Source organism: Nostoc sp. XA010, from assembly GCF_020829625.1.
Classification (GTDB): Bacteria; Cyanobacteriota; Cyanobacteriia; order Cyanobacteriales; family Nostocaceae; genus Nostoc.
Genome location: NZ_JAIVFX010000036.1, coordinates 7373 through 25482 on the forward strand (window position 1 = coordinate 7373; position 18110 = coordinate 25482).

Here is an 18110-nt window from a genome sequence, read left to right on the forward strand (position 1 = left end):
CAATTTTCCTGATTTGATAGCCTCAAGAATTTCTGCTAGATCAAGGTTAAATTCTTTTTGGGCTGTTTTATCGCTCAGAGTAGCTCCCTTTTGCCCCCAAGGGGAATTGTCTTCTTCATGATTCATATAAGACTTAGTTTAAAGAACATTGAACGAGATGCTCCCATTCCAACAGGTACTAAGTGTATTAAAACAGAGAGAACTTACAAAGTAGGGATATACATGGTGCTACTTACCCTCGGTCGAAACTCTTTTTCCCTACATAGTTCAAAAATCCAAAGCAGAGATCGCGTTTTGCTTCTGCTTCTCAGTTACACCCAAATATCGCTCCAAAGCTGCCAAAGTCCGATGCCCCGATATCTCCTGTATGTGGCGCAACGGTATCCCCGCATCGCTCATCCTGGTTAACGCAGTTCTCCGAAAGCTGTGGGTACTAACGCCCTCAATACCCAGCCGCACACAGGTATCTCTGAGGATTTTATCGGCGCTGACCTTGTGGATATGTAAGAGTCCATGCCGACCGGGAAACAAGAACTCCTTGCGGCGGTTGGGGTTGTACTCTTCTAAATACTGCCTGAGCTTGGGATGCACTTGGATTTCCCTAGTGTCCCGCTTGCCTTTGGTGTTGACGCTACGTAGCACTAACACGCCTCTGACACCGTGGCTGCCAAACACATCTTTCACCGCCAAAGTACAAGCTTCGTTGATTCGGCAGGCAGCATAAAGGCACACGCCAAACAAAGCCCGATCGCGTGGGTTGACAAAGCCCTCGTTAAATAGGACATTAATTTGATCAGGGGTAAGGATTTCTGCCCTGCCGAATCGGTTGATTTTCATAGGGTCTAGCTTACATGGTCTTTGAGCAAAAAGACCATGTAAGTGACCAAAAAGCTGATTATTCCGTGAGTGATGACACCCGATTAACCCAGACTTATCAATCAGCACGAAACCACGAACGCTACAACCCGCATTCTTTCGTTGAGTGATTAAACTTGCTTATAATTGCAACGCAGTTACTAAAGGCAGGTATAATCATCGCCAGTAACAAAGGCTTATGTTGCGGCTGGTCTGACTTGTCTACACTTGCTTCTATACGCAGCTTGATAAATCATTGCTATCAAGCTCGTGATATCAACGTTTGCCAGCAGTCCCAGCATCGCTTCCACTTCCTCTCTACTCAACGAAGAAAACTTGTAAACGGCAATTGTGGTGATAATATCTATTAGTTTAATGGCAAGAGAAATTAGCCTACGATAGTATCAATAAATTAATTATTCTTTTGTTAACATTATTGGTTTAGCTCTACAAGTAAACCAAACTTCACCAGCAATTAGATCTACTTTCAAACGCTAATGCGATCACAAAGGTGGCGTTCAGGAGCATTCTCACTTAAACCATTATTGGGGTTATTAAAATAATCTCGTAGCCAATTGCAACTGTGAACTAATAGTTTATTTAAATCCAAACTCCATAAGATAACTATCCCATCAGAGCTGGCTGAAGCAATTGTTTTGCCATCTGGACTAAAACTTACTGAATATATTAAGTCCCTATGTCCTATAAGACTGCTGATTTCGTAACCATTAGTAGTATTCCAAAGTTTTATTGTTTTGTCGCCACTTCCTGAAATGATTATCTTACTGTCTGAGCTAAAATCTATACTCATTGGATCAAAGCTAGTTCCTTCATGAGCTTTGATAGTTTTAATTTCTTTTCCATCTGGATTCCAAAGTTTAATAGTCAGATCTTCACCAGATGAAGCTATAGTTTTTCCATCAGGGCTAAAACTGATGCTTGTTATACTTGCGTTTTGTACTGAAAAAGAATTTTTCTCTCTTACTTGAGAGATTGCCTTTAATAGAGTTGCTGTAACTTTAGTTTGTGTATCGGTTCTTACCCAAATTGTTGAGCGCATTTTTTGTGCTGCTTTCAAGGCTTCTATTAATGCCTCAAAATTTTTGCGTTTAGACAAAAGGATATCCGAAGATAAACTTTGAGCATTAAGCTGAGCATTTACTTTCTCCCCTTCTGCTACCTTCCAATTAATACCAGCTAAGATGGCGAATCCAGCCAATATAATACTTGTAATTGAAGCCACTATCATCTGGCGTGTTTTGCGTTCTTTTTGTTGCCTAAGCAGGCGATTATGTAGTTCAATGCTCAAATGAATGAAATCTTGCTCACCTTGGGCAAGATTCTCTTGATTTTGTTTAAGCTTTTCTTCTGCATACGCTAACGCAGCACCTCGTAACAATGTTCCTTCATCTTGTTGCGTCTGTTCCCATTGAGCTATTGCTACCCGTAGCCTCTCCTGCCAAGCACGAAAATCTCGGTATTTTTCTATCCAATTTCGGAATTTAACCCAATTACGGATTAAGGCTTCATGAACAACCTCTACTGTTTTCTGGTTAGCAGCATTTTGATTCGTTACCACTAATCGCATATCAGCTAACTGTTTCACTAAAGTCCAGTCTTCCTCACTGAATTCCGCTTTTGTTGCGACTCGTCGCGTATCCTGCGTTCCCTCACCAGGACGTACCAATTGGATAAAAATACGACGCACCTGTTCTTGCTCAACAGCATTAAAATGACCATATTGTTCATCAGCATAATTCGCTAAAGCACCTTGCACTTCACCAATTGCCTCATAAGCTGTATGAGTCAATTGCTTAAGTGTGCGTTTTTCCCATAACAAAGTTAAAGCAAACTCCAATAAAGGTAAGTTCCCTGGTTCGGACTCAACATCATCTAAGATGCGTTCTATTAGTCCTGGTTCAAATGTTACTCCTAGCTTTTGGGCAGGACAGGCAATTACCTCTGATAGTTCCGAGCGATTCATCGACCTGATTTTGATGTCAGGTTTCAACTGATCTGCAAATTCTGGATATGAGAGCGCGTAACTTAAAAAATCCACACGCATAGTTGCAACAAATACTGCCGATAGCGATTTGCTGGTAGGAGATTGAATAATAGTTAGCAGACAGTCCAAAAAACTACGGCGGATTTTTTCATCCTTGCATAAGGTAAATAACTCTTCAAACTGATCTGCAATCAGTAATACACAATTGTTAGGATGGTTTTGTTGAATTTTGGCAATAACATCAACAAGAAGAACATCACCATTGCAGAAATAATTGGACAACTTGCGTGTTTGGGCAATACGATCCGTATCATCCAAATCAGGCGTGTAGAGTGGAACTAATGCTTCAGCCAAACCGTAGAAAGGGTTAGCTCCAGGGCGAAAATGAGTAAATAACCAGTGACCTTCTTGTTGCAGCTTGGGTACTAATCCTGCGAACACGACAGATGATTTACCGCTTCCTGATGCACCCAGTACAGGGATAAAATTTCGGGTTTGAGTTGCCCTAAACAGTTCTTCTATAAAAACTTCTCTGCCAAAAAAGTATTCAGCATCATCCGGGCTAAAGTGAAATAAACCGCGATAAGGGCATGGGAGTTTTTCATCACTCAAAGCATCTGACGCAGGTTGGACAGCAGCTACTCGAATATCTTCACGGTAATAGTAATTTGTGATGTGGATATTTTGGGTACTGTTATTACCTTGAACTACTGTATTGCTGTCACCCAAAACCCCTTGATTTTCATTACCTTGAACGGCTCGGTTTTGATTACCTTGAACTACATTTTGAGGTATGGAACTATCAGCCTGCTGCTTTGGATCTGCATCAGGCTGTTGTGAATCAGAATTATCTGGTGGCTGCTGACTCATAAATCAGTTCTACAATCCCAGCAGGTGAGAACCAGCAGCCACACCTAACCAAGTTGCAACTTTCACAATAATCGGCTTGGCTGTTGTCCAGATTTTCTGACCAGCTTCCACGCCCTTACTTGTTTTATCAAGTGTTTCTGCCACACTTGTTAAACGCTCTAATGCTCGTTGCTTATTTGGTTCTTCTTTATCCGTTGCTTTCTTAGCTGCACTCAAGTCTTCAATTACTTCTTCTTTAGTGTCGGCTGGGAGTTCTGCCCCTTTAATTAAAGTTTCTAGTTGAGCCAATAACTTAACAACATCCTCCTTAGTGAGCGATTCTGCGGTATCTGCACCTACTTGATTTTGTTGAGTTACTTGATTACCATCACCAAGGACAGCCTGATTATTGTCCCCTTGAACTGCGCGGTTGCCGTCCCCTTGGACATTATTGACGTTGCCGCCAACTGAACCACCAACTGAAAAGCCACCGGGGTTGTTTGTCATAGTACCTACCTCTTCTACTTGAATATTTGAATAAAAACTAGGACGCTCCAGTGCTGTCATTACCATATTCTCTAATCTGCGGATTTGATTATCTTTTTCTGCTAAAAGTAATTTAATTTCTCGCTCTGGCAAGCCTTTTATATCGTTATAAGTGTCAAAATATTCTGCACTCAATTCAGACTTGTTAGTTCTAGATGCGGTTTTGGCACGAAGTAAAAACTTGTCTTCTCCCCTTTTCTCCATTGCCACAATTTCAAGTTCAGCTTCAGGGTGATTCTCTGCTAACTGTTTAAAGGAAATTGCGATCGCCCTTGGATCAACGTCTTGGTTATGATACAGGTCGAGTGTATCAAAAATTGGTTTAATGAAATCACCGAACTCCCCATCTGCAAACACTTCTTTATTGTTATCTGGTTTACGGAGCGGGTCAGGGTTCTCTTTTGTGGGGAGTCGCATATAAACGTATTCACATCTCACCCCATCAAATTTAGTGTCGCTGCTAATGTTCCAGTCTTGAATGTATGTCCCGGTGAGAGTAGCGCCTGTTAAATCAGTTCCGTTCAGTTGTGCCTGTACTAACTTCGCTCTGGATAAATCTGCATCTTTTAAATTCGCTTCACTCAGATCCGCACCACTAAAACTGGTATCTACTAAATTGGCTCCTTGAAAATTTACTCCCCGCAAATCCTCACGGTCAAAATTCAAGTCTAGTCCCTGGCTTGTTACCAGAACTTGACGCAGTTGTGCTTTTTGCAGGTAAGTTGTTCCAGGGCGAACACGATCCAGTTTTTTAGTTTTGCTGAAACAAGTGCGAGTCAAAATAGATTTTCTAAAATCTGTACTTTTAAGTGTGGCTCCATTGAAATTGACATCAGTTAAATCAGAAGAGCGAAAGCTTGTACCGCCAAAGGCTGCAAAAGCAACAGCAATGTTCCGAATAATGGCGTATTTTTCATCTCCTTTCATTGCTCTCCAGGCAATGTAAGCACTAAGTAAAACTCCGGCTAAGGCTCCGGCTAAGGCGAAGGCGAAGGCTGCGGCTAAGGCTAAGGCTCCGGCTAAGGCTCCGGCTAAGGCTCCGGCTAAGGCTAAAGCTCCGGCTAAGGCTAAGGCTAAAGCTCCGGCTAAGGCTAAAGCTCCGGCTAAAGCTCCGGCTAAAGCTCCGGCTAAGGCTCCGGCGAAGGCGACGGCGAAGGCGACGGCGAAGGCGACGGCTAAGGCAACGGCTAAGGCTAAGACTCCGGCTCCGGCGACCGCTCCGGCGACCGCGACGGCGAAGGCGACGGCGAAGGCGAAGGCTAAGGCTAAGGCTAAGGCGACGGTTGAGTTTAATCCTTGGCGAAGGATAACTATAAATAAAACAATTATTACTATTAAGGCAGTCCAGCCATCAACCTGATTTTGTCGACTTGGAGTATCAAATATATAAACTATCATGGCTCCAGCAAAGGCTGAGAAAAATCCTGAAACTCCAGATAGCAGCCAGGAAACACCTACTAAAAAAACAGCCCAACGTTTTTGCAACCCAGCAGTAGCATGACTAAAGTTTGCGTTCCTCAGATTCGCTCCTGTAAAATCTGAGCTACGGATATCTGCATAACTAAAATTTGCACCTGCAAGGTTCTGACCTCTGAAGGAGCGCCCTCTGAGATTTTGACCGGAATAGTCCTGGGGCATGGCTGGGTGCTGTATACAAATTTCTTTTTGGCTACAGATATACCACGAGTAATTCCGTAATTACAACGCTTTAAAGCACATTTACTTTTGTAACGCCAGTTTTTATGCTTCAATCCCCGACTTAATTCTTTCGCTCTCCTCACCAATACATCATTCATTCACAATCAAGTTATAGTCGATATAACCAAGCATCGCCCCTCTTTTTATCGCCTCATAACGGTTCTTGACGTGCCATTTACTATACAAATCACTGGCATAATTTTTGACTGTACTAACAGAGAGAAACATTTCTTTGGCAATCTGTTCAAAAATCAAACCCTGAGCCAGTAATCGCAGGACTTGTATTTGTCGCTCAGTGGGAGGTTCAAACAAGTTTTTGTCAGCAAAACTAGGGTCGATATATCTGTTCTGATAAAGGCTTTCTAACAGTTTTTTAGCCAGCTTAGGGTCAAGTAGACATTCATTAAAGTAAGCTCTCTTGATGGCTAGTTCAATCAATTCTATATCAGCACTTTTGAGCATATAAGAATCAGCCCCATGACGAAAAGCCGAGTTAACAAAGTCGGAATGAGTCTGATTAGTAAATATCACTACTTTACTATTAGTTTTCCTTTTAATTGAGCGAGTAAGTTCTAAACCACTCATGTCGGGCAATAGTAAATCAACTAACACAACATCAGGATTGGTCTGTTCAATTAACTGAAACCCTAGCTTTCCACTGGTAGCATCACCAGTTACTTCTATATCAGGAGATTGTGAAATAGCACCTTTGATGCCTAAGAGAGTGAATATTTCTGGTTCAACAATTACTATTTTCAGCATGATTTTATTAATCCTCTAATAATAAATGGCTGTTTATTCGGTTATTTATTATTTGTGTCTAGCGGACACGCGATAGACACTTGGTGTCTGGGCGGTGTCTGGGGTAGTGTCTGCTGATATCTTTGCTATACAAGGGTTTTGAGCTTTGGTGTCTGTGGTGTCTGGTGAGGAGTGTCCGCGAAAAAAGGGCGTTTTTGGGGGTAGACACCAGACACCCTTTGCAGTCAAATTTGATTAAGCTTGATAACACCCTCGGCTATCCAATAAGCCTTTCCTGCCCCCACAATTTCATACATCCAGCCCTTTATTTGCTCAACAGTAAATCTCTCACCGTTCACTTTAAAATTGCCCTTAAGCATCAAAGTAAATCGGTTTGCCGTTGAAATGGTTATAAATGTCCTCTGGGTTAAACCAGCTTGGCAGCGTGCGCTCTGCATCCCTTAATTCCTCCCCACTGTCATCAATCAAGCCACGAATAATCTTGACCCTAGAAAGCGGTGTTTTCCCGTTAGCTGAGAATTTCTGAATGAGTATTGTACCCGCCTCCCTCATTGCTTGTGTTTTTTCTGGATAGCTTGAATTTGTGTCATTGTGGGTAATACCAGTTACATAAACTTTTGCTTTCCTAGTGTCTGTCAGATGCAGTTTGTAAAACTTTTCTGCGGGTTCACCAATCAATGATTTCAAGTTGGTGTACTCATCAATAAGCACTTGTTCGGGCGCTATCTTTGCAGGCTGCTCTAAGTCATTTTTCCCTTTAATTCTTAATAGCCAATGCTCACACAGACTATCAAGCGCAGTACCTATCTCTAACTCGGACTCTGCAATATTTTGAGTAGCAAGATATTGCCATGCTTTAGAGTTGTCTCCAGTCGCGTGGCGGTCAATTAAGTAGTAAATGGGAATCCCTAAGCAATGCTTTCTAACAAGAGCTATAGCCGCGCTCGTGTAAGTTTTACCTGACCCCTGGCGACCGATTAACCACAGTGGGGTTAAGTTGTCGATAATCTTCCATAACCATCCATCTTCATGGACTTTGAGCGCTTCTATAAGCTCAGTTGCTCGTTGCTGGTCAACTGACTGCTGATTGTCATTTTCTGCGATCGCTCCTTTGGTTTTACCCTCAATCTTGCCGCGTTCAAGTTCAGCCTTGGCTTTATCCCGCAGATTCTCAGCAATGGTTTTATCCATCACAGAATGATTAACAGCACGGGCTTTCATAAAGTCCTCTAGCTGAATTCGAGCCTTGGCGCGTTCGTTTTCCTCATCGGTTAGCCCCAATTGTTTACGAGAATGAACGTCTAGGTCAGTTAATCCATCTTTCAAGCGTTCAGTGTAAAGCTGGGTCGAATGCTGCTTAATTTCACGTTTGTGCTTGTTTTGCTGCCAAGTTGCATAGTCGTAAGTCTTTTCGAGTTCGCCCAGTTCATAATCCGTGCGCTTGAGGCGTTGCGAACGCACGAGCAAACAACCCACGACACCCCATAGCCCAATAACTGCAATCCCATATCCTAGCAACTGATTAGGGTTGTCTGTAGGCAAATCACGCACCCATTGAATAGCATCACCCTTGTAGGGAATGATGCTGCTATACAATCCGTAGCGCTGCCATTCTTCAGTGAGGACAAAACGCGGCATCTGGCAAAAACGCTTATCCAAAGCTATTTGGCTGTGTACGCCGTTTGCTGATCTTGGACAAAATTGAATTTGTGTCAAATCGTAGGGCTGACGTGTTTGCGATGTTGCCAGCCCGATGATTGCAGCTACACCACACACACCAGCCAGCGCTAACTCGAAAACACCCTGTTTCATGAGCGCCCCTTAAAAATAATTGCAATAGAGCCAATGAATAAAGCCAACGCGACTGCAATACTTAACCAAGGGTCTGATTGCGGATTCTGTTTTTCAATGGTTTGGATGTCTTGGCTAATCTGGGACACTGTTTCTTTAGTCAAATTCTCAAAATATTGATAGTCTTTGACTGCTAGCCAAGTTGTGATACCTGCAAACACCAAGCCCCCAGCAGTTTTTAAAACATTTTGCATATTATCTACCTCTAGTCCGTCACTGTTGTAATTAACTCTCAAGCCCGTTAGCCCAGCGAGAGAGCCAACGCTGCACATAGAAAACGAGAGCGAAATTGCCAACCAGAGATTAACGCCACCGCCAGTTATTAAGAGATATTTAGCTATAAAGAATCCCGTAGAATTTAGCGACCAGCCAACAAAAAATCTCGTCAATTTTTCAGTTGTATTGATAATATCTTTGCGGTGCTGCTTGCGTGACTCTAAATGTTCTATTAAGTCTTTTGGTAACGGCGTATCTGGGGCGATTTCGCTTACTACTGACTCAATACTGTCTTCAATGTCGTATGTCATATCTGTATTAGGTATTTCTCGAACCCGTCAGCGCTCGGCTAAAGTTACTGACGGGTTTATTTATTAGAAACCTAGCAGAGCATCCTTGATTTTTTGTACAATAGAGCGCCCTACATATTGCTTTTTTGGCTTGAAATCATCACGAGCGTTATCACCCATTTCTAAGTAATACTTGCCCAGTTCTCTATCATGTTGCAGGTCAATTGTTTGTTGTCTAATGTCTGTCTGCAACTCCGCCTGCAACATCTTATATTCCCCGTCAACTTGCATCATGTGTTTATCCACCCAAGCCTTCAGTAATAGATGGTCTGTTGCTTGTTGATGGCGCAGCGCTTCTTTCTCCTTGGATGAAGTGAAATCAAGCTTCATCTCTTCTAGGATGTTAGCTAGATGAGTATCAGCTAAAATCGCTGACTGCACTGCTCTTTCAATCTTCTCGCCGCTAACACCAGCTTGTTTGTAGATGTCACTCAGGACTACGTTTAAGTCCTCAGTCCCTTTGATAGCGGCTAGCATTTGCTCTCTAACCTGTGGGGCAAATTCGCTAATCTTCGCCCCGTCATTGCCCATTTGTCCTATCAACTTCAGGGCTGACTTATCACCTGTTAGCGCTCTGACTACTAAGTTGGTAGATGCATTGAATTTAGTTTTTAATTGGCGCTCTAGGTGGCGTGATTTGTAAGTTACCAGATTCTTTAGCTTGATTGAACTTTTCACAGCGATATTCCTTTGATGGGGTAAATATTTTGTTGCAGTGGTACTCCATTCGCCTTACATATTGCTCAATATTTGACTTTCGTTTGAGATATTGCTGATAGCTTGATTGCTCTAGTATTGGCATATATACCCAATTGTGCAGGGGTAAAATCACGGCAGCGAGTGCAGTTAAACTAACAGCAATTCTTGAGAAGTAGCTCATTCTACAAGAGCGAATCACCAAGCACTCAAGCAGCGTCAAGTTATCGCTATTGAGCGGCGTTGAGCCTTGCGAGGATTGAGAATTGGGTGCTTTTAATGTTTTGGCGGATGACTCCCATATCCGCTTTGATGTCTCCTGAGAAGTTGTTAACCTTTTGGTTTAATCTAGAAGCTCTGTTGCTAACGTGTTCTCGCAAGTCTTGGGCGTTAGTCTCAAATGATTGCTCAATGACATCAAATTTCTGATCAACGTAGCTCTTGATTGCAGCCGTTACAGTACTGATGAATTGGCTGTAGTCGGTAAAAGTGTCGTCAACGTTTTCAGCAATACTTAATGTTTCTTGTTCAGTTAACTCAAACCCCAGCGCCGATGATTGGGCTGTTACAATTTGACGCTTATCTGAGCTAGTTACAGTGATGCTGTTAATCTCTTGGGCAGCGATTGTAAGCTGACTGTTATCAAGTTCAGCGTCAGGTTGTGCATCTTCTGACCCTACTAGAAACGTTTCTTCAACGGGTTCATCAACTACAGATAATTGGCTTGTCGATTTGACTTTGAGATAGTCAACGGCTTGACTCAATTGCTCTTTGGTGGGATTGTCAAGGTCATCGCACTCGACAGCAAGCGCAGCTGTTGTGTAATCATCTTTAGTGAATCCTTGATAACCCTGTTTGTACAAACGAGCGCGGACATTGTTAGTAAATTTGTCAGACATGATGATTACTCCTTAAAGGGCTAGTGCTAAAACTGAGATCGTTGCGGATTTCATCGGTTGCGGTCGTCTGTTGATTGCCCATTTAGCAGCAACAAACGCAACAAGGGCTAAATCCTTGCTCTGATATGAGTGAAGGGCGTTATAACTTAGATTTGCTTGGCTAAACCAGTAATAACGAGTGCTGCGTGGTACATCGTCAAGATTGATTTTTAGATAGTCTGCCAGCGCGACTAGGAATTGCTGACCTGTGTATTGAACTTCTTCGGCATCATAGAAGTGTTTAAAGGCTTGCCAGCGTTCGCTAAAATCAGAGGTTCTAAAAGAAAAGGCTGAACACTTACGCTTCATGCCTGCATAGGTTTCAACAATGCTTATGGCTTTTTCGGATTCAATGGAGAGCGAGAAATATTGCTTCAAGGATGCGACTGTGCGATACCAAGTGATATCTGAAATGCCTTTTCCCGTGATGCCCTCGTAAGTTTCTTTGAGCAAGCGATACTTAGCTACATATTTTTTTGTTGCCACATTAACTCTGTTTTATTACTTGAGTGTGTATAAAATTGACCGACTATCCGTAAATTCCAGTTATTTGATAGGCTAAATTAGCTAGAAACAGTTATCCTGATACGCCAAATTAGCTAGGCACTATCAATAACCTTGGATCTTGGACTTTAGACAAATGTTTTAGCCTTGGTTTTATCGGCTATAACCATGCAATAACAAGGTTTGTCAGCTTTGATGACATACTGACACTTTCTCGTTTACCCCCACGAATACGCCCCTTTTGGACTAGTTGACGCGCTTGTACCAAAGCCTTTGTCCGCGACGCGCGGTAATAGATGTTACCAAGGGTCAGAACAAACTCAACTGTATTGAGTTGTTAGTTATCTCTGCTGTGTGCTGTTTATATAAGCTCGGAATTTCATAACAACGCCTTAGCACTTTGTCACGATTGAGCTTTAAGTCAGCGCTCTTAGACTGACGCGGTAAAGGACGGAAATAATATTGTGTGTGTCTGATACTGTCATTGCTATAGAGATAGCGATAGAGAGCGCCATCGATACTGTAGGTTTTGGATTTGCTTAGGAGGGTTACGCATCCTACAAGCTGTTTATCGATCATCATTCTTGTCTCCCGCAACACACGCGCCTGTCAAGCTTGCACCCAGGAAAACCGCTATAGAGGCGATGGCACTTCCTTCAAAAATCTTGGCGTTGTAAATCCATGTGGGTTGATATTCCTCGCCTCTACTTTCTTCAATCCGGTCAAACCCGTGACAAAAGATAGAACCAACTACCATAAAACTAGTAGTTACCAAGCTCACAATTGCTACTGATGACGCTCCATTAAGTATGAATGAGTTAATCTTTTTACGCCAAGTTTTCACACGGCGAATGTGCATTACTGGCTTTTGTTCTAGATATGAATGCCACTCTTGATCAGTAAAATTTGTGGGCTTGTAATCATAGGGTTCGTGTTCGTCCAATAGTTCGCCTACTGCTTGGATTGCGTCGCCTAGCATCACGTCTGGGGAGTATTCTAGTTGTCCAAATTCCTTAGAATCTCGGATTTCTCTGAGCCAGCGATCTATTGCTTCTAACCTTCGTAATTGATTTTGATTAAGCATTACTTTCTCAAAAGGTAGTTCGTTGATTGCTTCTTGCGTTGCGTAAATTGATATGCATGAATTCTCTGTCCTAATGCAGACACGCACAATTACCGTGACCGTTGAAAATGAACGGACGCAATGCAGATATTGCTGTGAATAGTTGAATGCTCTCAAAACAGCGCTTGCAACCCTTGTAACCCTCAAAAGGAAGTCGCCTTAGCGTTTTGCGCTTGGGTATTACTTGCGTCTGCCTTAAGTTATTGACGTATCGATAACCTTGACACTAATATAGTAAGTGAAGTTAAGCAAAGTGTCAACACTTCTCTTACAATAATTGCAAATAGCTTAGAAGTGGTATTTAATAGCTCCATAAAGCATACTTTCTATGCGTAATGGCTACAAAAAAACCACGATTAACAATTTATATGGCATCACAGGAATTATTAGACGACCTACAAGCAATTGCCGATGAGCAACAACGATCAGTTTCCAATCTTGCTAGCATCGCACTTGCGGATTGGATAGCTCAATATAAAGAACGAAAAAAAGAGAACAAATAAAATTATCGACTCAGAGCAAACAAAAGGCGATCACGTATAATGTTGACCCTGAAAGACCCACCAAGCGATTTTCAACTCCCGCCGCACAACGAATCGGCATTAGAGATGCTTAGGGAGGCGAAAGACTATGCGTCCACTCAAGCTCTAGCGGCTGGTGGTGCTGCGCTGGCTACAGGAGGCATAGTTCATCCATTTGGCTGGGTTCTTTTTGGATTGGCTTACAAGCCATTGGTAGCAACTCAAAAACTGGCGCGGTTGGAAAAATTAACAGATGTACTTTTGAATGAGTTTAAAAGCAAGGGGATACAAATCTTTCCGGTGCTTAAGCCAGAGGATAAGAACCCGATTGACTTGTTTGTGAGATTTGAGCGAAAAATTCACCTGTTTATCTCCATTCGCTCAATAGGAGATAAGGAGATTGTCTACAACGAAGCCAGAGAGGTTTTGCAGATCAAGAGGAAAGACAAACATGGACTAAAAGTGTGGAACCCTTGCCCACTGCTTGAGTTAGCAGATTACGAGAAGTGGTTAAGCAAGAACAGAGACTTGTTTGCAATGTCTTCCCGTGAAGCTACAAAAACGCCCTCAGCAAAAGTTTTGGTCTTATGGCCTCCCACCAAGGCGGCTATTGATCACAATCCACATCTTTATTCTGAAGTTGGAAGTATGAAAATTCTGGCTCTTAGAAGAAAAGGTACTGCATTTGTTATTCAACAGGAGGAAGTAATCGAGTTTGTCAAGGCGACTTTAGCCAAGTACTCATAGGCAAAACAACGAAAACCCCGCGTCCCGGTAGGACAGCAGGGTTTTCAAACGGAATTGGGGTTATCGGGTCGCAAGCCTAATTAATATCCCTAACAGTAATTTTATCGTACATGATTCGGTGTAAAGCCAATGTAACACTGGCTCACCAGATGTAAACAACGTTTCAGGAATTTTATGTAATTTTGTTCTTATATTTCTGAACGTTTGTATATAAGATTACTTTCGGGATAGCTCCAATTCCTCCAACACACAAACTGGAGGAATAGTTATCATGTCACCATTACAACAATTTAATCACTTAGTATCAGCACAAGAAGCAGCTGAATCAGAAACTTTTTCTGCTGTAAAGACAAAACTTGAGTTGATTGAGAGTCGCATAATCAAGTTTGCGTTTAACGCAACTGGAAAAAACAAAGACTGGGACTTTAAGAAGCTGGCCGGCAACTTCATTGATGTATTCGGCACTCTAGCCGATGTCCAGGAACATATTAAAGCAGGCCATGCCATCTGTGCCGGACTGTTAAACGGCAAATGGCGCAGTAAGGCCAATATCATCGGTTCTCAGTGGCTACTACTCGATATTGATAATTCCGATGTCGCCCGTGATGCTTATGACAAGCCAATTAAGGACGAGAATGGAAATCATATCAAAGTTTACAAGCACCAGTTAACCATAGAAGAAGCCCTAGCCCATCCCTTCATTAAAAAACACTGTGCTTTAATTTACACTACTGCCAGTCATAAACCAGAGTGGCATAAATTCCGGTTGGTTTTCCTTCTGCCCGAATATGTCCAAGGCGCTGATACTGTAGAAGCTTGTACACGCTTCCTCATGCAGCAGTTGCCCCATGACCCAGCTTGTAAAGATGCAAGTCGTGTTTTCTACGGCAGCACAGAGGCCGAATTTCCCCTGGTCAACCCTGAAGCCACTTTACCAGCAGAATGGATAAGTGAAGCGATAGCGATCGCGCAAATTGAGCGTATTGAGTATCAGCTAAGAATTCAAGAAATTGAGTCACGGCGTAAAGAGTGGCGTGAGATTTCCCTCAATGAAGGCTGGGACATTGACCAGCTAATCCAGAACGCGCTTTCATTCATTCCACCGCGCACCCCAGGAAGCGGCAACTATGACGAATGCCGTCAGGTGTTGATGGCACTGGTTAACCATTATGGGGCAACGGATGCGGAAATTATAGCCGAGCAGTGGTCGCCCAGCATCAAGGGTTCAACTTGGAACATCCACGCTAAGATTCGCAGTTTTAGGCGTGGGGGAATCTCAATCGGTACACTGTTTCACATTGCCAAACAGTATGGCTTTCGGTTCCCTAAACGGCAGTATGAATATAACCTCGGCGACCAAGGAGTAATTAGCCGTGAACAGTGGGAGCTTGGGCGAGTTAGAGAGGACTTGAGCAGCTTCCAAAATTTATTGAAGCAAGCGATCGCTCCATTTTCTTCGATATTTAAAGGATTTTTTGCCCCACCAACACCAAAGCCCTTACCCGAAATTGACACGCCTTCGCCCAATGTAATTATTTACAAGCCCGGCAATATCCCGTACATAACTGAAGTTACAGGCAATATCTCTATCTCCTGCCAGCCAGAAGAACATATCACCGCATGGGTAGAGGCCGTATCCAAGGGCTGGACACAAATCTTAGATAATTCCCATCCAGGACTCGGCAAGTCTTACAACGCGGGGCAACTGACGGCGGCCCTATTTGGCGTTGATAAACTAATTTACCAGGATGCCAACCACAGAAACCCGTCCACACTGCCCATTGAGACGAATTTCGTTGATCTGCCAGTGCGTCACAACGGCTTTAAACTAGATCCTACGCGCAAAACTCCCCTTGGTGAAGACTTTAAACTGTGGACTAAAGCGGGTGAGACTGCCGACACTGACGGCAATTGTCACAGAACTTACTTATTTAATGCCTTCCGCAACAAGAATTTTAGCAGCCTTGATTTTGAAGAGAGCGGCATCAGCCCCATCTGTGGCGGTTGTTCCCTTAAAAATCAGTGCCGTTTCTCCAGTGGTGACGGTTTTGGCTTCCGCTTTCAAAAGCGCACAGTTATTCAAAATTATTCCGAACTCAGAGCGCACCCAGACTCTACACCAGTTACGTTAACTAACGCTGCTGACCAAACTTTCACTGTTGGGCGGTTATGGGAAGAAGCTGGCACACTTATAAAGCCTGTGCGCTCGGTTGATGTGAACCTTGGCGATTTTGAAACTACCGTCGGCAAGTTGTTACTGTTAGAACCAAATCTTCTATCACAGCTGCAACCTGCACTAAAAGTTTTACACCAACTGTTTACTCAACAACTTAAATCCACTGACCGCTACGGGTTTGATGATGCCAGCATCCGAGCGCTGCTGCCCCCTTTCCCCACAGGCTTAGATATCGAAGCAATTGGTCAAGCCTCAGAACCTGATTTAACTTTCTTAGAAGACTTGGACTCAATTGATATTACCCAAGATAAACAACTCAAAAAAAGCTCTGCGGCTCGTTATGCTGCCAAAAAGGTAGTTAAAGACAGCGCACGAACGGCAGGCAGGGAGTTTCTTGACTTGCCTAATTACTGGTTGCCTGACTTTCTCGAAGCTTGGAAGGGTGATGGTAGTTTCCAATCTCAATGGGGTGTACTCAGCATTTACCGCCGAAATCCCAAGCATACTGAATTGGCCCACTCTGCCAAATTTAATATTTACCTTGATGCCACTTTCAAATCCCAGGATTTGAAATTGAAACTGGGCATCAATGATCCTGTGTTAGTCATTGAGCAACAACGCCCAGACTACGGCAATTTAAAAGTGGTCAACGTTACGGGGCTGGGTAAATTGCCTAAAAATCGCTCTCTGACACTTAGCGCTCGTGTTAATGCCCTCAAAGAAACCTTGAAAAAACTCTGCCCCAACCTTGGCATTATTGATTGGAAACAGATTGCAACCCAAGCTGAGGGCCGCACAGAATACGGTCACTTTGTCGATGGGCGTGGTGTTAACAGGTTTAGTGAGTGTGATGCGATCGCAAGTTTCGGCATTCCTTACCAAAACATCGGTGTTTTAGCAGCACAATATCAGGTGATGACTGGTGAACCAGTCAACCTGGAAGATAAAAACAGCGCTTTCCAAAAGTATCTCACAGACCTGATCCGTGCAGAAATCATCCAAGAGATTGGACGATTACGCGCTCATCGTCGCTCCAATGTGGAGCTAACATTCTACTTCTGCGCTGACTATGATTTGAGTTTCCTTTTAAATGAATTACCAGGAGTTAAATTAGAGAGCGTTGATGCTTTCCAACTCTGCCCAGAAGCTGGTAACGCCAGTGAGCAGACAGGCCACGCTATAGTCAATGCCCTAACCCAACTTTGGCAGTCAAAACAGAAAATTACCCAACCGGCGATCGCCAACATTGCTGAAATCTCCCAAGCTTGGGTGAGCCGATTTACCCAGAGATGGGGGGGCTGGCAGCACTTTAAAAAATTATTACTCTTGCTATTAGATAGTCTTAATAGCGGTAGTAATAAAAATTTGGCTGACTTAGACGATGATGAAAAGTGGCTAGCCCGTACATACTTCCCGATGTTGATTGCTGAATCGGAGTCATTACCAGATCACCTGTTAGAGGGGGTGGCGGAAGTTGCCGAAGTTTTTAGTACTAGGGCGATGCGGCGAGTTTTGAATTTCTGCACGCCCCAAGTTAGGGCTGACTTGCTGATGATTGTACTGAGTTGTCTGCCCACCGAAATTTACTCAATTTCAGTTTCTCCACTCTCTGCATCACTCGCAGAACCTGCGCTATCACCTTGAACAGTCATAAGAACTGATTCCAGACGATAACCAGCTTCGCGGATGTAATATCCAGCTGCACCCACGTCTTCAAACACACTGTCAAATTGGGGATGAGTTGACGGAAAAATCTTTCTCAGGCGTGAGCTGATTCCTGAGAGTTCTTGCTGAATTGCGATTAGTTTTTGAGTATCATCATCCATGACTTATTTACCACTAATATTGCTGCCCCGATGAAACATTTGATTTACCTCCTCTATGGTATAAAAGGTGACAAGCACTACAAAGAGCTATAAGGTTGCCTCTGTGGTTCTAAGCTGGGTTTCTGTCCCAATGATGAACCTGTAGCGTGTACACCCTGCGTTTTGAGCGTGTTAGATGTGATGTTTTTTCACTCTTACGGTATGCAGTGTAACCCGCACTTTTGACAACGCCACTGGGCTTGTTGCTTAACGTCCGTGGCAATTTCTGACCAATTATCTGGGTATAGAGAATAGGTGAACGTCATCAGTCTAATTAAACTAAAGCTTTGAGAATTGTAATGCTTCTAGGGCTGGGCTACGGAAAGAAAAAATATTACTCCTGCTATTAGATAGTCTTAATAGCGGTAGTAATAAAAATTTGGCTGACTTAGACGACGATGAAAAGTG

15 protein-coding genes and 1 pseudogene are annotated in these 18110 nt (G+C 43.1%); 3 read left to right on the plus strand and 13 right to left on the minus strand.

Going from position 1 to position 18110, the window contains the following annotated elements; genetic code table 11:
• Nucleotides 1-267: 267 nt before the first annotated feature.
• The 12 genes and pseudogenes from LC608_RS30115 to LC608_RS30170 all read right to left on the minus strand — a co-directional run bounded on the left by LC608_RS30115 (nt 268) and on the right by LC608_RS30170 (nt 12354).
• Entirely contained in the window at nt 268-837 is a 570-nt protein-coding gene (locus LC608_RS30115) for a site-specific integrase (RefSeq protein WP_229557074.1), read from the minus strand.
• Between the two features lie 308 nt (nt 838-1145).
• Nucleotides 1146-1229: pseudogene (locus tag LC608_RS30120) on the minus strand (DUF2887 domain-containing protein); the annotation flags it as partial.
• Nucleotides 1230-1342: 113 nt separating this feature from the next.
• The gene (locus LC608_RS30125; protein WP_229557075.1) at nt 1343-3730 is read right to left on the minus strand and encodes a WD40 repeat domain-containing protein; all 2388 of its coding nucleotides are present in this window, start codon (nt 3728-3730) and stop codon (nt 1343-1345) included.
• A gap of 9 nt (nt 3731-3739) precedes the next feature.
• Nucleotides 3740-5893 (minus strand): pentapeptide repeat-containing protein, encoded by a 2154-nt coding sequence (locus LC608_RS30130; RefSeq protein ID WP_229557076.1) that lies wholly within the window; start codon nt 5891-5893, stop codon nt 3740-3742.
• A gap of 150 nt (nt 5894-6043) precedes the next feature.
• Nucleotides 6044-6715, minus strand: a complete 672-nt coding sequence (locus LC608_RS30135; RefSeq protein WP_229557077.1) for a response regulator transcription factor — start codon at nt 6713-6715, stop codon at nt 6044-6046.
• A gap of 351 nt (nt 6716-7066) precedes the next feature.
• Nucleotides 7067-8527 carry a hypothetical protein gene (locus tag LC608_RS30140; protein ID WP_229557078.1) on the minus strand — a complete coding sequence of 487 codons (1461 nt, stop codon included), beginning with the start codon at nt 8525-8527 and terminating at the stop codon, nt 7067-7069.
• Complete coding sequence (locus LC608_RS30145; protein WP_229557079.1) at nt 8524-9093, minus strand: hypothetical protein; 570 nt, start codon at nt 9091-9093, stop codon at nt 8524-8526. The genes LC608_RS30140 and LC608_RS30145 overlap by 4 nt, the downstream gene beginning before the upstream one ends.
• A gap of 63 nt (nt 9094-9156) precedes the next feature.
• Nucleotides 9157-9810 carry a hypothetical protein gene (locus LC608_RS30150; RefSeq protein WP_229557080.1) on the minus strand — a complete coding sequence of 218 codons (654 nt, stop codon included), beginning with the start codon at nt 9808-9810 and terminating at the stop codon, nt 9157-9159.
• Between the two features lie 248 nt (nt 9811-10058).
• Nucleotides 10059-10727 carry a hypothetical protein gene (locus LC608_RS30155; protein WP_229557081.1) on the minus strand — a complete coding sequence of 223 codons (669 nt, stop codon included), beginning with the start codon at nt 10725-10727 and terminating at the stop codon, nt 10059-10061.
• Between the two features lie 12 nt (nt 10728-10739).
• Nucleotides 10740-11252, minus strand: coding sequence for a hypothetical protein (locus LC608_RS30160; protein WP_229557082.1), 513 nt, complete (start codon nt 11250-11252; stop codon nt 10740-10742).
• Between the two features lie 327 nt (nt 11253-11579).
• Nucleotides 11580-11852, minus strand: a complete 273-nt coding sequence (locus tag LC608_RS30165) for a hypothetical protein (protein WP_229557083.1) — start codon at nt 11850-11852, stop codon at nt 11580-11582.
• Nucleotides 11839-12354: a hypothetical protein gene (locus LC608_RS30170; RefSeq protein WP_229557084.1), complete on the minus strand. Its 516-nt coding sequence runs from the start codon at nt 12352-12354 to the stop codon at nt 11839-11841. Before LC608_RS30170 ends, LC608_RS30165 begins: the two co-directional genes overlap by 14 nt.
• 374 nt (nt 12355-12728) lie before the next feature.
• On the opposite strand from LC608_RS30170, the gene LC608_RS30175 reads away from it, so the two are divergent.
• The 3 genes from LC608_RS30175 to LC608_RS30185 all read left to right on the plus strand — a co-directional run bounded on the left by LC608_RS30175 (nt 12729) and on the right by LC608_RS30185 (nt 17481).
• Nucleotides 12729-12896 (plus strand): hypothetical protein, encoded by a 168-nt coding sequence (locus LC608_RS30175; RefSeq protein WP_163929116.1) that lies wholly within the window; start codon nt 12729-12731, stop codon nt 12894-12896.
• A 39-nt stretch (nt 12897-12935) separates the two neighbouring features.
• On the plus strand, nt 12936-13661 hold the full coding sequence (locus LC608_RS30180; RefSeq protein WP_229557085.1) for a hypothetical protein: 726 nt from the start codon (nt 12936-12938) through the stop codon (nt 13659-13661).
• A gap of 271 nt (nt 13662-13932) precedes the next feature.
• Nucleotides 13933-17481 (plus strand): PriCT-2 domain-containing protein, encoded by a 3549-nt coding sequence (locus LC608_RS30185; protein ID WP_229557086.1) that lies wholly within the window; start codon nt 13933-13935, stop codon nt 17479-17481.
• On the opposite strand, the gene LC608_RS30190 is transcribed toward LC608_RS30185, so the two are convergent.
• Nucleotides 17421-17663: a hypothetical protein gene (locus LC608_RS30190; protein ID WP_229557087.1), complete on the minus strand. Its 243-nt coding sequence runs from the start codon at nt 17661-17663 to the stop codon at nt 17421-17423. The genes LC608_RS30185 and LC608_RS30190 overlap by 61 nt on opposite strands.
• Nucleotides 17664-18110: the final 447 nt, after the last annotated feature.

What these genes read in the sequence shown, in the direction of transcription:
- LC608_RS30190 (WP_229557087.1), bottom strand. Translation starts at nt 17,663, where the DNA reads ATGGATGATGATACTCAAAAACTAATCGCAATTCAGCAAGAACTCTCA.
- LC608_RS30165 (WP_229557083.1), bottom strand. Translation starts at nt 11,852, where the DNA reads ATGATGATCGATAAACAGCTTGTAGGATGCGTAACCCTCCTAAGCAAA.
- LC608_RS30135 (WP_229557077.1), bottom strand. Translation starts at nt 6,715, where the DNA reads ATGCTGAAAATAGTAATTGTTGAACCAGAAATATTCACTCTCTTAGGC.
- LC608_RS30180 (WP_229557085.1), top strand. Translation starts at nt 12,936, where the DNA reads ATGTTGACCCTGAAAGACCCACCAAGCGATTTTCAACTCCCGCCGCAC.
- LC608_RS30155 (WP_229557081.1), bottom strand. Translation starts at nt 10,727, where the DNA reads ATGTCTGACAAATTTACTAACAATGTCCGCGCTCGTTTGTACAAACAG.
- LC608_RS30140 (WP_229557078.1), bottom strand. Translation starts at nt 8,527, where the DNA reads ATGAAACAGGGTGTTTTCGAGTTAGCGCTGGCTGGTGTGTGTGGTGTA.
- LC608_RS30115 (WP_229557074.1), bottom strand. Translation starts at nt 837, where the DNA reads ATGAAAATCAACCGATTCGGCAGGGCAGAAATCCTTACCCCTGATCAA.
- LC608_RS30145 (WP_229557079.1), bottom strand. Translation starts at nt 9,093, where the DNA reads ATGACATACGACATTGAAGACAGTATTGAGTCAGTAGTAAGCGAAATC.
- LC608_RS30170 (WP_229557084.1), bottom strand. Translation starts at nt 12,354, where the DNA reads ATGCTTAATCAAAATCAATTACGAAGGTTAGAAGCAATAGATCGCTGG.
- LC608_RS30130 (WP_229557076.1), bottom strand. Translation starts at nt 5,893, where the DNA reads ATGCCCCAGGACTATTCCGGTCAAAATCTCAGAGGGCGCTCCTTCAGA.
- LC608_RS30185 (WP_229557086.1), top strand. Translation starts at nt 13,933, where the DNA reads ATGTCACCATTACAACAATTTAATCACTTAGTATCAGCACAAGAAGCA.
- LC608_RS30175 (WP_163929116.1), top strand. Translation starts at nt 12,729, where the DNA reads ATGGCTACAAAAAAACCACGATTAACAATTTATATGGCATCACAGGAA.
- LC608_RS30125 (WP_229557075.1), bottom strand. Translation starts at nt 3,730, where the DNA reads ATGAGTCAGCAGCCACCAGATAATTCTGATTCACAACAGCCTGATGCA.